This window comes from Lentzea sp. NPDC004789 (assembly GCF_053601075.1).
Genome location: NZ_JBSGBE010000021.1, coordinates 1 through 13,458, shown reverse-complemented (window position 1 = coordinate 13,458; position 13,458 = coordinate 1). Strand labels below are relative to the sequence as shown.

Genomic DNA, 13,458 nt, shown 5'->3' with positions numbered 1-13,458 from the left:
GGTGCTCGTTGTAATTGTGCGTGCCGAAACTACTTCCAAGGCCATTTGAACTGATCACTGAGCCGTGAACAGCCCGTCGACGCGGCCGGAGTGATCAGGCAGGACTTTGCCGGGGTCGGTGCCGAGAACGTCGGCGAGCACGGTCGCGTAGACGTCGCGGAAGTCGGTCGTCTGCTTGAGATCGCCGTTGTCGAGGTCGGACAGGCTCGGCTGCGCGCCGAAGAAGCCGTGCTTCACCTTGTCCCCCAGGACGAACACCGGCCCGGCCGTGCCGTGGTCGGTGCCGTCGCTGGCGTTGGCCTGCACGCGACGGCCGAACTCCGAGTACACGAGCACGACAGCCTGCTTACCCCGGTCGGTCTTCTTCATGCGTTCGACGAACTTCGTCAACGCCCCGTCCAGCTCGGTGAGCAGCCGTTGCTGCGTGCCGCGTTCGTCGGCGTGCGTGTCGAAGCCGCCGAGCGACACCGAGTACGCCCGCGTCGGCACGCCCGCCTCGATCAGCGACGCGACGAGGTCGAGCTGCCCAGCGAGGGCGCCGGTCTTGCTCGTCTTGTCCGTCTTGCTGCTGTGCGCGCCGAACACCTTCACGGCCTCGTGCAGGTCGGCGATCGACTTCGACGCCCGTGCCTGCCACGGTTCCTCGCCGGTGACCGGCTTGCCGAGCATCGCGAACGCCTCGCCGAGCCGGCCCTTCGGCAGGGCGAGGCCGCCAAGCGGGAACGACGCGGCGGCGGTTTGCGCGCCCGCCAGCATCGGTGGCAGCACGGGTTCCACGGACAGCGCCCGCAACGGGTTCGCGCCGGTCGCGTCGAGCCACCGGCCCAGCCAGCCGGTCGGTACGGACGACTTCGGCGACGCCGTCTGCCAGATCGCCATGGAACGGAAGTGGCTGTGGTCTGGCGTCGGGTAGCCGACGCCGCGCACGATCGCGAGACCCTGTCCGTCCCACAACCCCTTCAGGCCCTTCATGCCGGGGTTGAGGCCGAGGCCGTCGCCGAGGTCGAGCACCTCCTCGGGCTTGTACGCGAGGTCGGGCCGGGCGTCCTGGTAGGCGTGGTCGGACGCCGGGACCACGGTGTTGAGGCCGTCGTTGCCGCCGTAGAGGGTCACGACGACGAGCACGCCCGCCTTCGGGTCGAGTGGGTCGTGCACCGCGGCGCTCATCAGGTCGTCCCAGTTCACCCTGGTCGCGCCGAACGCGAGCGCGCCCGCGGCGGTCACGCCGGAGAACGCGAGGAACCGGCGCCGGGTCATCCTGTTCATGTGCTCACCACGTATTCCGGTGCGCACGCGGCGATGGCCACCGCCTGCGCGGGGTTCGACGCCACGCTCTGCCACGCGGCACGGGAGCGGTCGGACCACCTGTCGACGCCGAGCACCGCACCGGGGTCCGAGCCGGCCAGCTGGGCGTGCGACGTCACGAGCTGGGCGAGTTGCAGGCGCGACACACCCGACGCCGTGGTCAGCCAGGCGCCACCGGCCGCCCAGCCCCCGACGCTCGGCGGCTGGAACGGCACCTGGCCCATGCCACGCAATCCGCTCAGCAGCTTCGCCTGCGCCTGCTCGTCCAAAGTGGATGGACGAACGCCAAGAGCGCGCATCAGCCCGGCAAGCCACTCGACGGGTTGTTTCACCAGCGTCGTCGCGGGATCACGGAACGCCGGTTCCGTCACGATCGCCCGCAGAGACGACCGGACGTCCTGCGCGGCAACGAGCCTGCCGAGCACGTCGTCACCCGGCGGCGCCGACGACACGAGTCGCGCCCACAGCCGGGACGCGACGAACTTCGGCGACTCCGGCCGGGCGAGCACGAGGTCGGCGAACGAGGCAGCGTCGAACTTCCCCTTCTGGCCGAGGATCTGCTTCTCGCCGCTGTCGTGCCGGTTCGCGGCGAACTGCGCCTGCGTGCCGCCGTCGCGCTTCACCGTCCACCCGGTCAGCGCACGGGCGGCCTCGCGCACGTCGTTCTCGCTGTAGTGCCCGATTCCGAGGGTGAAGAGCTCCATGAACTCACGCGCGAGGTTCTCGTTCGGCGTGCCCTTGCGGTTGGCGTTGCCGTCAAGCCACACGAGCATCGCCGGGTCGGTGATCATCGCCTTCGCGAGCGGAGCGAACGGGCCGAGCGCGAGCTGCCGGAACGTCTGGTTCTGCGCCAGCATCAGCAACGGGCTGCGCACCTTCTGTTCGCTGGTCGCGAAGTGCCCGTGCCAGAACCACGTCAAGCGCTCGACCGCCGGCGTGGTCGTGGCCACCATCCGGTCGAGCCACCACAGCACGAGCTTCTTCTCGTCGTCGGCACGCTGCTGGGTCGCCTTCTTGTCGAGCGGCGTGAGCTGCGGCGGAGCGGGTCCGTCCGGCGCGGCCGGGCCGAGCAGGCGGTCGAGAGTCGCGTCGAAGCCGAGGTCGAGGTCGCCTGGCCGAGGGCCGAAGCCGAGGCGGTCGTGCAGCCTGCGCACGGCCATGCGTTCGTCCATGGCCCGCAGCATGTTCCCTTCCGCACAGCGGGGCCACCGTTCACAGCCTTCTTTCAGGATTCGCTCAGGCTCAAGGCCCGCTCCAACGGGTGGAGGAAGCTCGCGGCACCGCCTTCCCACACCAAAGGTGCAAAACACGTGCTGGATCTGACGTTCGAGGTGGACGATCTGGACCTCCGCGAGATCGCGGTGACCTCGATGAGAGACGCCGTCGCACTGCCGGAGTCCGGCAACTCTTGTTCCTGTGGCAGCTCGTCCGGCTGCTGCCAGCATCCACCCGGCGGACTTCCACCGCCGGGTGGCGCTGCCGCTGCATCGCGACGTCCACAACGGACATACGCCGCGTCCGGCACTGCTGGCCGTCCTCAAGCACCAACTTGCCGGTCAAGCGTGTGGCCGGAGCAATGCGCAGGTCTGCTTGGGGCCCTGCCCTGCGTTTACGGCTGCGGGGAGCCCTTCCCTCGGTGATGCCCTTCCGTGCGCGCCGACCGCATCCGTGTCGGCAGTGGTCCAGCCGCTGTCAGGACGCGCTCGGCCCCGTCCGGGGTTCGAGGAGAGCGAGGGCGAACTCGAACGCCCGATCGGCCCGCGCGCGGTCTCCCGAGACGAGAAGATCGAGCTGAAGCCCCCGTATCTGAGCCAGGAGGAGGGTGGCCAGGGCGGACGCGTCCTCGGGTGCCCACCCGTCCTGCCTGAGCCACCCGGAGATGAAATCGACGTCGTCCAGCATCGGCTGCGTGAGCTCCCCGCCGTCGCCCGACTGCCACCCCCTGCTGGCGACCATTTCGAACAGGAGCAGGAACTGCCGCTGCTCCTTCGGCTCGCAAAGCCGTCGCCAGGTGATCCTCAGCAGTTCTGCCGTCGACCCGGCTTCCTGGAGTTCGCTGTCGGCGGCCACCTGGGCGAAGAGATCGGTGCGGATCTTGTCCACTACGCACTTGATCAGCTCGTCCTTCGACGAGAAGTGGCGCAGCAGCGTCGCATGGGTGACCCCCAGCGCCTGGGCCACCGGACGCAGCGACAGGCCGGCGATGCCGTGATCGAGGACGTACTCGGTCGCCGCGGCCAGCAGCTCTGGCCGCCGGTGCTGAAACCGGAGGGTCCGCCCGTCGACGCGCTCGGAACTCATCGGCTGCCGTCCTCACTCCGCAGGCCTGGTGTCGATTAAGCGTACCAGACGGTTGTCCTAACCGAGTGGTACTGCTACTTTCTCGTGCACCGGAGCCTCCCCGGCGGTCGAGCCCCCTGAAGGACGACGATGACTGATCAAAAGTTCGTGAGCATCGCTGATCTGGGACTGTTCACCGGTGTCCCGCATCAAGGATCTGCTGCCGACCCGCGCGATGGCCCCTTCGTCGAAGCCCGGTGTCTGGCCGCAGGGTGAGGCCATCAACGGGTAACGAGCGCATTCGTGTTCACCATCCCCGCAGCCCGCACTGGCGGACGAGCACGGGCACTGCTGCTCGTCCTGTGCGGCACGATCTTCCTCGGCGGCATTGATGTCGCCATGCCGGCCGTTGCCGTCCCCACCATCCGCGCCGAGCTCGGCCCGACCACCGGCACCGCGGCGTGGGGCATGAGCGGCTACGTGTACGCGGCGATGTTCCCGGGCCTGCTCCTCGCGGGTATCGCCTTCGCCCTCACCTGCGGTCCGCTCACCATCGCGGCGACCGACCGCGTGGCCGAGCAGGAGCAAGGCCTGGCCAGCGGGCTGTTCTGCACGTTCACCCAGTTCGGCTCGGCGGTCGGGATTTCCGCGGTGTGCGGGATCGCCGCCTCACCGGGCGCGGTGCTGGACGCCTACCGCACGCGCTCGTCGCCCCGGCGGCCATGGTGCTGCGGAGAGCGGCGGTCTCCGTCTTCGGCCTGCGCAGCGCCAGGACCGCCGGCCAACACAACAGCACGGCTGTTGGCGCGGCCTGACCCCTTCCATCCTCAACGCAGATCGGACAATTGATGAACATCGTGCTCTGGGTCCTGCAGGCAGCGCTGGCCGCCGTTTTCCTCAGCGCGGGCCTGCCGAAGATCGCCAAGCCGAAAGAGGAACTCGTCGCCCCCATGGGCGAATGGGTCAACTCCTTCCCCGCCTCAGGCCTCAAGCTCCTCGGCCTGGTCGAGGTTCTCGGCGCCATCGGCCTGATCGTTCCGCCGCTCGCCGGAATCGCCCGGTGCTGAGCCCGCTCGCGGCCGCCGGCATCATCGTGATCATGCTCGGCGCCATCGTGGCCCACGCGCGAGAGTCAGCCGGGTCCAAGATCGCCATGAACGTCGTCCTGGCCGCGCTCGCGGCCGTCGTGGTGTGGGGACGCTTCGGACCATACGCGTTCTGAACGGACGCAAGGTCGACGTGATCACCCAGGACGACCATCACGCCGCTGCACTTCGCCGTCGGGTGTGGCGCCCCAGAGTTGAGTCCACAGTGGCCATTCATCCGCGGCGGCCCCGCGCGGTGCGTCACGGGTTCGACCGGCCACCGGGCGCTGCCGTGAACAGGAGCGGCGCCGGACGCGCGGCGGCTTCGCTGCGAGAGCTGAGACCTCCGCAGGCGGGAAGAACTACCCGGCGACCTCGCGGTCGACCACGGAGTCCAGGCGGCCGATGAAGGGGCCGCCGATTTCTTCAAGGTTGTGGACGGCCTCGTGGACCGCAACCGCGGTCACAGATACCCCCGGGGGTACCTGTGCTACGTTTCAGATATACCCCCTGGGGTATCCGACCTTCAGGAATTCAAGGAGCTGATGTGACCTCCGAGATCGACCAGAACGGCTTCGCCGCCCGCCTCTCCCAGGGAAACGCCTTCGTGCTCGACGTCCGCGAGGCCCGCGAGTACCGCGCGGGTCACGTCCCTGGCGCCCGGAACGTGCCGCTGAGCGTGCTGCCCGCCCGCGTTGCGGAGCTGCCCGATGACCGGCCCGTCTACGTCATCTGCCAGTCCGGCGGTCGCAGCGCGCAGGCCACCGACCTCCTGCGCGCCGTCGCGATCGACGCCGTCAACGTGCTCGGCGGCACCGGCGCCTGGATCGGCTCCGGCCGTCCCGTCGAGACCGCGAAGGCATGAGGGGAGCGAACCGATGATCACCGTCCTCCCCGTCGACACGCCGGGACTCGGCGACCGCACCTACCTGGCCCACGACGGCGAGGTGGCCATGGTGGTCGACCCGCAGCGCGACTACGACCGGGTGCTCGGCCTGGCGCGGGCCGCGGGCGTGCGCATCACCCATGTCTTCGAGTCCCACATCCACAACGACTACGTGACCGGTGGCTGCGAACTCGCGCGGGAGGTGGGTGCGCAGTACCTGCTCAACGCCGACGACCCGGTCTCCTTCGAGCGGGTCGGCGTGCGCGACGGCGACGTCGTCGAGGTCAGCGACCGGATGTGGGTGCTGGTTCTGCACACTCCGGGCCACACCCACACCCACCTGTCCTTCGCGCTGTCGGAGGGCGGTGAACCGTTCGCGGTCTTCACCGGCGGCTCGCTGCTCCACGGCTCCACCGGCCGGCCGGACCTGCTGGGCCCGGACCACACCGACGCGCTGGCGCACGCCCAGTGGCACTCGGCCCGCCGCTTGGCGAGCGAACTGCCCGATGCCACCGCCGTCTACCCGACGCACGGTTTCGGCAGCTTCTGCTCGGCGACCCAGTCCGCCGCCACCGCCGGCACCATCGGCCAGGAGAAGCTGTCCAACCCGGCACTGACCCAGGACCTGGACAGCTACGTCGAGGAACTGCTCGCCGGGCTCGACGCGTACCCGGCGTACTACGCGCACATGGCCCCTATGAACTCCGCCGGACCGGGCAGGCCGGATCTCTCACCGCCGGCCGAGGCCGACCCGGCGGAACTTCGGCGCCGCATCGCGGACCACGAGTGGGTCGTCGACCTGCGCAGCCGCACCGCGTTCGCGGCCGGGCACGTCGCGGGCACGGTGAACTTCGGACTCGACGGACAGTTCGTCACCTACCTCGGCTGGCTCATCCCCTGGGGCACGCCCGTGACGCTGCTGGGCGAGACCCCCGAGGACGTCGCGGAGGCGCAACGCGAACTGGTCCGCATCGGCATCGACCGCCCGGCCGCGATGGCCACCGGCCGGCCAGAGGACTGGGCGGGCGGCGCGCCGTTGCGCCGTTATCACACGGCCACCTTCGCCGACCTCGCCGCCGAGTCGGCCCGGAACCCGGGGACCGTCGTGCTCGACGTGCGCCGGAACCAGGAGCGCGCCGAACAGCACATCACCGGCTCCACGCACATCCCGATCCACGAAGTGCTCGACCGCCTCGACGAGATCCCGGCAGGCCCGGTCTGGGTGCACTGCGCCGGTGGTTACCGCGCAGGTGTCGTGGCCGCCCTGCTCGACGCGCACGGGATCGACGTCGTCGCGATCGACGACACCTTCGACAACGCCCGCCCGGCCGGTCTCCCCCTCACCTCCGCCCAGGAGCACCAGGAGATCCGCGCATGACGCAGCACTTCGGCACCGTCGACAGCCCATCGCTGCGCGAACGTCTCGGCGACGCCGGCCCCACCCCACGCCTGATCGACGTCCGCACGGCCGCGGAGTTCGAGGCCGGGCACATCCCCGGCGCGGTCAACGTGCCGCTGGACGTGCTCAAGCATCGGTTGGACGACCTCCGCCCGCTGCTGCGCGGCCAGGACATCGTCCTGGTCTGCCGATCGGGGCTGCGCGCCGGCCGGGCTCAGGAGGCGTTGGCCACAGCCGGCCTCGGCGCCAGCTCGGTGCTGGCCGGCGGCATCCTCGACTGGGAGCGGACCGGCGGCGAACTCGACCGCGGCCGGCCGGAGTGGGAACTGGAACGCCAGGTCCGGTTCGTGGCCGGCGCACTGGTCCTCGCCGCCGTGCTCGCCAGCGTCGCCGTGCCTCAGGCCAAGTGGCTGGCGGCTCTCGTCGGCGCCGGGCTGGTCGCCGCCGCGGTGTCGAACACCTGCGCCTTGGGCATGGTCCTGGCCAGGATGCCGTGGAACCGGCGCCGCGGCGACTTGCAGCTCCACCTGCTCGCCGGGGACCGGTGACCCGATGCTGACGCTGACCGTCGCGCTCGCCGTCGTCGTCGGGATCGCCTTGGGCCTGCTCGGCGGCGGCGGGTCGATCCTCATGGTGCCGCTGCTGGTCTACGTGGCGGGCATGAACGCCAAGGAGGCCATCGCCGCCTCCCTCGTGGTCGTCGGCGTGACCTCGGCGGTCGGCGTCCTCGGACACGCCCGCACGCGACGGGTCCGCTGGCGCACCGGCCTGCTGTTCGGCCTCGCGGGCATGGCCGGCGCGTTCGTGGGCGGACTGGTCGGCGGCCACCTGCCCGGCCGGCTGCTGCTGGCCGCGTTCGCGGTCATGATGGTCGCCACCGCCGCAGCCATGCTGCGCGGCCGCAGGCACGTCGCCCCGGCGTCCGCGCCCACCGACCTGCCGGTGGGCCGGGTGCTCCTGGACGGAACCGTCGTGGGCCTGATCACCGGTCTGGTCGGCGCGGGCGGCGGTTTCCTCGTCGTCCCCGCCCTGGCGCTGCTCGGCGGCCTGCCCATGTCCGTCGCGGTCGGCACTTCGCTGCTGGTCATCGCCATGAAGTCGGCCGCCGGACTGACCGGCTACCTGGCCGTGGTGCCGATCGACTGGGCGCTCACCGGTGCGATCACGGCCGCCGCGGTCGTCGGCAGTCTCATCGGCAACCGGCTGGTGGCCCGGATCCCGGCGGACGCGCTGCGCCGGGGGTTCGGCTGGTTCGTGCTGGCCACGGGAGCCTTCGTGCTGGCCCAGCAGGCCCCGGACCAGCTGCGCGTCCCCGCGCTCCTCGCCGTCGCCGGCATCGGCGTCGCCGTGGCCACCTGCCTGGGGTTCGCACCCCGCTGCCCTCTGCGGCGCATCGGCACCACCGGATCCCGTGCGACGGCCGGGACGTGAGCCGGACGCGGCGCGGGCCCGGAATGTCCACGGCCCGCGCGGCGCTGCACCATTGCAGTACCCGCCGGGGTATCTCCCCCCCCCCCCCCCGGCGCCGAGGAGAGGATGAGCGGCATGCAACTGGAGAACGCCCAGGTCGTCGGCGACGTCATCAAGCGACTGCGCCGCGCCGAGGGCCAACTGGCCGGCGTGATCCGGATGCTGGAGGCCGGCCGGGACTGCGAGGACGTGGTCACCCAACTCGCCGCCGTCTCACGCGCCCTGGACAAGGCCGGCTTCGCCATCATCGCCACCGGCCTGGAGCAGTGCATCACCGCCGGTGAGAACGGCAACACCCTCGACCGGGCGAAACTGGAAAAGCTCTTCCTCTCCCTGGCCTGAGCGGACCTGCCGCCGCGCCGGTCGACACCGGCCGGTCGCCAGTGTCCTGGCTAGAACTCCTGACTGTCCCAACCAGAACACCAAGGTGCCCCGGCCAGAGAGTGCACTTGTCACAGCCGGGCGGGAACGGACGCCGGACAGAGCGAACCGACCCTCCTTCTGCCGAGCAGACAAGAGGGCCGCTTCACACGTAACGTGGCCGCCCGGAAAGGACGACGACCTTCCGGCCGTACGCCGCTGTACCGCGGACCACGACGATGACCTCGTCGTCGGTCCGCAGCTTGTTGAACACCAGCCCGTGCAGGCGCTCAGCGAAACCCGCGTCCCCGCGGGACAGTTGCGGAACTCCCGTACCCGTGGTCCTGCCCTCACCCGACGACGAGTTGGCGCGACTCGTGCCAATGGATGAATCGCCAACCAGCGTCAGTCCGGCGCAGAGCGGCCGAGAGCCGTGAGTCGCCGGCGAGCGACTCGCTGGAGTCCTTGAACTCGACCGTGGTGTGGCCCCTCCAGTAGACGAGCGCGACATCGCCGAGCACAGCAACGTCGCTGCTGAACTCACGCCCTTCGACCCGGTCGACGACTGCCGGAAGCCGGCGCCAGTAGTCGACGATCGCGTCCCACGTCGTGAAGGCGGCTTCGATCTCCTCCGGCTGATAGACCAGGTGCTCGTAGCCGTCGTCCCACAGATCTTTCAGCGCCTCGAGATCCAACGCCTGCATCGCCTGGGAGAAGGCCGTGCACGCGGCGCGGACTGCCGTCTCGTCGTCAGTCATCAGTGTCCTTGTCGTGTCAGTCATCGTCGCCCTTCAAGGGGTCACGACCGATGCGGAGGCTCCGGCTTCGGTGCGTGCAAAAGTAGCAGTACCACTCGGTTAGTACAACCGTTTGGTACGCCTAATCGGCCGGACAAGCGGAGGAGGACGACATCTGATGAGTTCCGAGCGCATCGACGGGCGGACCCTCCGGTTTCGGCACCGGCGGCCGCAACTTGGTCGAACACCCACCTCGCTGACAGGCCGGATGTGACCCACGCGCGCCGTGTCGGCGACCGGCACAGGCCGCGGCCAACAGGCCTATGTCACCTGGTCGAGCAAATCTGCACTCGCCGAGGTAGACATTCACCTCCTCCGGCATGTAGGGTTCTCCACGTCTTTGAGAAAGAGAACGTCATATCGGCACGGGAGATGACGAACTACCCGTGAGTCAGAGCAGGACGGTCGAACGAGCCGGAACCGACCAGCAGTAAGGGGTTCCGGCGGACGACCAGGGGCAGTCGGCAGAGCAGTACCGGAAGCAGGACCGCAGTACGCACGACCCCGGAGCCGACAGCCGCAAGCGCAAGACGCAGTACCGCAGCAAGTGCCAGACGGTGGCTTGCCGGAGCCGATCTGCAGAACTGGCCCCGGCGGGCCGCCGAGGCCAGTCGGCAAGCATGAACAACGGGTGCAACAGGCCCGGCGCCGACGGCCGCGCAAGAACAGAAGAGTCAGGTACCAGAGGAGAAGGGAAGGGTTGCACACCATCGGATCGCCCGCTTCAGGCTGAACTCCGCCGGGCGGGTACCGCAGTTCCATCGTGATTGGCAGGTGGTCTTCGGTTAAGCACAAGCAACGATCCCCGCAGTACGTCATGCGGACAGAAGGAGTCGGCCTCACGGCCGGCTGATGGAAGTGAAACCCGCAAACCCTTGGGGCCCCGGTGCTATCGCGCACCGGGGCCCCTCGTGATGCGAAGGCACGATGACCCCAGAGACACCCCAGCCAGAACCCACCCAGCCGCACACCGCGGCCGACAACCTCGACGACGACCACTACCCCGCCTACACCATGGGCCGGGCCGCGGAAATGCTCGGCACCAGCGCGGCATTCCTGCGCAGCCTCGACGAAGCGAAACTCATCGAGCCGCAACGCTCCGCCGGCGGACATCGCCGGTACTCGCGCACCCAGCTCCGGCTGGCCGCCCGAGTCCGCGCACTGGTCGACGAGGGCATCGGCCTGGACGCCGCCTGCCGGATCGTCACACTGGAAGACCAGCTCCACGAAGCCAGGAGCCTCAACACGCAGACGCCACCCCCGCACAACCCCGACGAGCCGTACCCGCCCCTGCAAGGCGTGTGACCGTGCTGCCGACGCAGGCCTTCCGAAGCGCTTCTCGAAGTAGCCCTTGCGCTCCCACAGCGCAGCCTGCCGCGTAGGCCGACGACGTGGCGCAGGAGGTCTGTCTCGCAGTGCCCTCCTGCCTCGAAGTCGGCCTCGACGGCGCCGCCTTCAGCGGCACCCCCGCCCCGCGGGCTCCTCCGTCGTGATCTACTGGAATTCGATCAGCGGCCCACCACTCGCGCCGCCGCCGAAGCGGTTGTCGCCGGAAGGATCGATGCGAACGCGCTGGGCGCAGAACGCGGGGAGCCCACGTGAGCCGGATGCGATCTCAGCGCTCTGCGGAACCTCGTTGGGTCGGCACCGGTTCCTGAAACAGGTTCGTCCAGGACGGCTGTTCGGGGACAAGGCAAAAGATCATTCTCATCGTTGGGTATCGGCGAGCTTCAGCGGTTGGACGGGGGGAACTGCCCGCCCGCACTGCCAAGTGCGATGAGATCGGTGTACTGGTCCTGCCACGAACGCTCCGTGGCGAGCAGGTCAGCGAGCAGCTGGACCCACTGCGCGTCCACGGGTGGCGTGGCACCTGCGGCCAGATGGCGTGCGGTCTCCTCGCGGGCTTTGAGCCACTCGGACAGCGTCGGCCCGAGTGCGGGGCCGCCCTGTTCATCGGTCATCACCTGACAGTACTGCGCGCCATCGCGAGTGACAGCTCGTAATGCGTGTTGACCGGCCGCAATCGGGTGCACGACCTATTGCCCGTGCACGCACCGAGACGACGGAGGGACTTGTGACAGCGTCTTCCAACGGGCATCGCGGGTTGATCCTGAACGTGGACTTGAGCAGCGATGCGACGCCACCGCTCGGCGATCTGCGGCGGTCTGTGCGGCAAGCACTGTCCCATCTGGACACTGACTGCGTGGAAGACGCCGAGTTGCTTGTCACAGAACTCGTCAGCAACGCCTACGACCACGGCACGCCGCCCATTGGCCTCCGCGTGTGCCAACTGCCGAACTCGGCACTGCACATCGACGTTGAAGACGGTGCCCGGACGCATCTCCCCCGGCTACGAGCCTCCTGTCCGGACCGGGAACGTGAGCGTGGTTTGGTTCTGGTGGATCAGCTGGCCCGCGGTTGGGGCTTCGACGTGACCGCGAAGAGCAAGGTCGTGTGGGCGGAGATGAACTGCCGGGCGTTGAGTCCGGTCGGGCGCGGCTGATCCGGTCGAGCCCGTCGTCGACGACTACGTCGGTTCGGCTCCGCAGGCAGGGCAGCCGACCGCCGCGTACACGGCCTGGACTGGTCCCGGCCGGTGCTACCACCGGGCGATCCGCACTGACCTGCGGTCAGACGGACCTCCCCTCTCCTCGGGTCGGCCGCGGTCGTGCCCTTCAACCTTTCCACGCGCCTGACCACGGCCCTCACGGAGCCGGAAACCACACCGCGGCCAGCGGTCACCGACGTCGTCTCACACCGTTGCAGCCACCTGGCGATGCCGGTCGACAGCTCACACCCTTCGACCACGACCTGAGTCCACAGTGGTCGATGCTTCGAGAACAAGCCCAGAGGATTGATCATTCTTTGGTCGCGTGAAGAGCGACGGTGACGGAGGCGAGAACCCCCGTCACCGCCATGACAGCTGTCAGCAGACGTGCACAATGTCGATCTTGTCGTTGGCGTTGCCGCCGTCGGCCGAGGTGTCCCTCGACAGGTCACGCAGGTAGTGGCCGGAGTTCAGGGCGATGACGAAGTTCCAGTTCCTGGAGTCGTTCGGATCGCCACTGCCGGAGTAGTTGTAGAAGCGTGACTGCACGCCACCGGACTGGGCGTTTCTGATCGACGACACCTGGTCGTTCCACGACCGCCCGTCCGGCATGTGGTAGTTGCCGAGGTTTTCGTTGCGGCAAGCCTCGAAGCTGATCTGGTACCCGCCGAAGTTGGCGTGTTCGCTCAGGCACAGCCAGTGGGTGGCACACCCCAGAACGGAGTTGACCTGTACCGGCACGCTGATCCTGACGCCCTTGCCGACCTCGACGACGTTGGTGGTGATCCGGTGCGATCCGGGGTTCAGCCGAAGCACGGCCTGGACGTCCTGCTCGACACGAGCGTTCGTGCTGACGACACCCACCGTTCCCTCGTCGGTGTTGTGGTCAGGTGTGGTTGCCAAAGCCGGAGCGCCCGTCAGCCCCACCACCACAGCTGCGCCGGCAGCCGCCAGGCCGATCGCCCGTCTGATTGTCGATGCCATGTCCACGCCTCTTTTGATCGATGGTCGTTGTGCGGTCAGATGAGGCGGCCCGCCCCCTTGCGACCTCGCTCGGACCGCCTCGGGTTTCACGGTGGGCGACCGTTCGTGTGAACTGCTGCCAGGTTTCTGCATTGGCCTGGTCAGTGCGCTACTCCTGAGCCGAGGCAGATGGCGGGCCAGGGAGCGGGTATGGCCGTGGAGATCGCTTTGCTGGGCGAGGTGTCCGTGTGCGTCGACGGCCGGCAGGTGGTGGGCCTGACCCGTTTTGACGGACATCTGAGATCAGGGGTTTGCCCCTGGAAGGATGTCCTTATGAAGACCACGGGCTCGGACAAGCCCCGGCG

17 protein-coding genes are annotated in these 13,458 nt (G+C 69.0%); 11 read left to right on the top strand and 6 right to left on the bottom strand.

The features are described 5' to 3' along the window. Nucleotides 1-54 precede the first annotated feature (54 nt). On the bottom strand, nt 55-1,266 hold the full coding sequence (locus tag ACWEIJ_RS36215) for a DUF1501 domain-containing protein (protein WP_449841764.1): 1,212 nt from the start codon (nt 1,264-1,266) through the stop codon (nt 55-57). After that, nucleotides 1,263-2,477, bottom strand: coding sequence for a DUF1800 domain-containing protein (locus ACWEIJ_RS36210; RefSeq protein ID WP_449841763.1), 1,215 nt, complete (start codon nt 2,475-2,477; stop codon nt 1,263-1,265). Before ACWEIJ_RS36210 ends, ACWEIJ_RS36215 begins: the two co-directional genes overlap by 4 nt. Between ACWEIJ_RS36210 and ACWEIJ_RS36205 the strand changes: the two genes are divergently transcribed. Further along, nucleotides 2,445-2,945: a thiazolylpeptide-type bacteriocin gene (locus ACWEIJ_RS36205; protein ID WP_449841762.1), complete on the top strand. Its 501-nt coding sequence runs from the start codon at nt 2,445-2,447 to the stop codon at nt 2,943-2,945. The two genes, ACWEIJ_RS36210 and ACWEIJ_RS36205, sit on opposite strands and share 33 nt — an antisense overlap. Before the next feature lie 52 nt (nt 2,946-2,997). On the opposite strand, the gene ACWEIJ_RS36200 is transcribed toward ACWEIJ_RS36205, so the two are convergent. Next, nucleotides 2,998-3,606, bottom strand: a complete 609-nt coding sequence (locus ACWEIJ_RS36200) for a TetR/AcrR family transcriptional regulator (protein WP_449841761.1) — start codon at nt 3,604-3,606, stop codon at nt 2,998-3,000. 282 nt (nt 3,607-3,888) lie between these two features. Between ACWEIJ_RS36200 and ACWEIJ_RS36195 the strand changes: the two genes are divergently transcribed. From ACWEIJ_RS36195 to ACWEIJ_RS36160, 8 genes are all read left to right on the top strand, one after another. Then, nucleotides 3,889-4,434: a hypothetical protein gene (locus ACWEIJ_RS36195; RefSeq protein WP_449841760.1), complete on the top strand. Its 546-nt coding sequence runs from the start codon at nt 3,889-3,891 to the stop codon at nt 4,432-4,434. After that, entirely contained in the window at nt 4,434-4,652 is a 219-nt protein-coding gene (locus tag ACWEIJ_RS36190; RefSeq protein ID WP_449841759.1) for a DoxX family protein, read from the top strand. The genes ACWEIJ_RS36195 and ACWEIJ_RS36190 overlap by 1 nt, the downstream gene beginning before the upstream one ends. Then, nucleotides 4,646-4,807 carry a DoxX family protein gene (locus ACWEIJ_RS36185; protein WP_449841758.1) on the top strand — a complete coding sequence of 54 codons (162 nt, stop codon included), beginning with the start codon at nt 4,646-4,648 and terminating at the stop codon, nt 4,805-4,807. Before ACWEIJ_RS36190 ends, ACWEIJ_RS36185 begins: the two co-directional genes overlap by 7 nt. Before the next feature lie 410 nt (nt 4,808-5,217). Next, nucleotides 5,218-5,535, top strand: a complete 318-nt coding sequence (locus tag ACWEIJ_RS36180; protein ID WP_449841757.1) for a rhodanese-like domain-containing protein — start codon at nt 5,218-5,220, stop codon at nt 5,533-5,535. Between the two features lie 13 nt (nt 5,536-5,548). Further along, the gene (locus ACWEIJ_RS36175) at nt 5,549-6,934 is read left to right on the top strand and encodes an MBL fold metallo-hydrolase (protein ID WP_449841756.1); all 1,386 of its coding nucleotides are present in this window, start codon (nt 5,549-5,551) and stop codon (nt 6,932-6,934) included. Next, a complete protein-coding gene (locus ACWEIJ_RS36170; RefSeq protein ID WP_449841755.1) occupies nt 6,931-7,503 on the top strand; it encodes a rhodanese-like domain-containing protein in 573 nt (190 codons plus the stop codon). The genes ACWEIJ_RS36175 and ACWEIJ_RS36170 overlap by 4 nt, the downstream gene beginning before the upstream one ends. A 4-nt stretch (nt 7,504-7,507) precedes the next feature. After that, nucleotides 7,508-8,386 (top strand): sulfite exporter TauE/SafE family protein, encoded by an 879-nt coding sequence (locus ACWEIJ_RS36165; protein ID WP_449841754.1) that lies wholly within the window; start codon nt 7,508-7,510, stop codon nt 8,384-8,386. A 114-nt stretch (nt 8,387-8,500) separates the two neighbouring features. Further along, entirely contained in the window at nt 8,501-8,767 is a 267-nt protein-coding gene (locus ACWEIJ_RS36160; protein WP_077011095.1) for a metal-sensitive transcriptional regulator, read from the top strand. 368 nt (nt 8,768-9,135) lie between these two features. Here ACWEIJ_RS36160 and ACWEIJ_RS36155 read toward each other — a convergent pair whose 3' ends face one another. After that, on the bottom strand, nt 9,136-9,543 hold the full coding sequence (locus tag ACWEIJ_RS36155) for a nuclear transport factor 2 family protein (protein ID WP_449841753.1): 408 nt from the start codon (nt 9,541-9,543) through the stop codon (nt 9,136-9,138). A 966-nt stretch (nt 9,544-10,509) separates the two neighbouring features. On the opposite strand from ACWEIJ_RS36155, the gene ACWEIJ_RS36150 reads away from it, so the two are divergent. Next, complete coding sequence (locus tag ACWEIJ_RS36150; RefSeq protein ID WP_449841752.1) at nt 10,510-10,887, top strand: helix-turn-helix domain-containing protein; 378 nt, start codon at nt 10,510-10,512, stop codon at nt 10,885-10,887. A gap of 425 nt (nt 10,888-11,312) precedes the next feature. On the opposite strand, the gene ACWEIJ_RS36145 is transcribed toward ACWEIJ_RS36150, so the two are convergent. Further along, nucleotides 11,313-11,543, bottom strand: coding sequence for a hypothetical protein (locus ACWEIJ_RS36145; RefSeq protein ID WP_449841751.1), 231 nt, complete (start codon nt 11,541-11,543; stop codon nt 11,313-11,315). A gap of 113 nt (nt 11,544-11,656) precedes the next feature. Here ACWEIJ_RS36145 and ACWEIJ_RS36140 point away from each other — a divergent pair, with 113 nt between their 5' ends. Then, nucleotides 11,657-12,085 carry an ATP-binding protein gene (locus tag ACWEIJ_RS36140; RefSeq protein ID WP_449841750.1) on the top strand — a complete coding sequence of 143 codons (429 nt, stop codon included), beginning with the start codon at nt 11,657-11,659 and terminating at the stop codon, nt 12,083-12,085. A 423-nt stretch (nt 12,086-12,508) separates the two neighbouring features. On the opposite strand, the gene ACWEIJ_RS36135 is transcribed toward ACWEIJ_RS36140, so the two are convergent. Next, entirely contained in the window at nt 12,509-13,114 is a 606-nt protein-coding gene (locus ACWEIJ_RS36135) for a hypothetical protein (RefSeq protein WP_449841749.1), read from the bottom strand. Nucleotides 13,115-13,458: the final 344 nt, after the last annotated feature.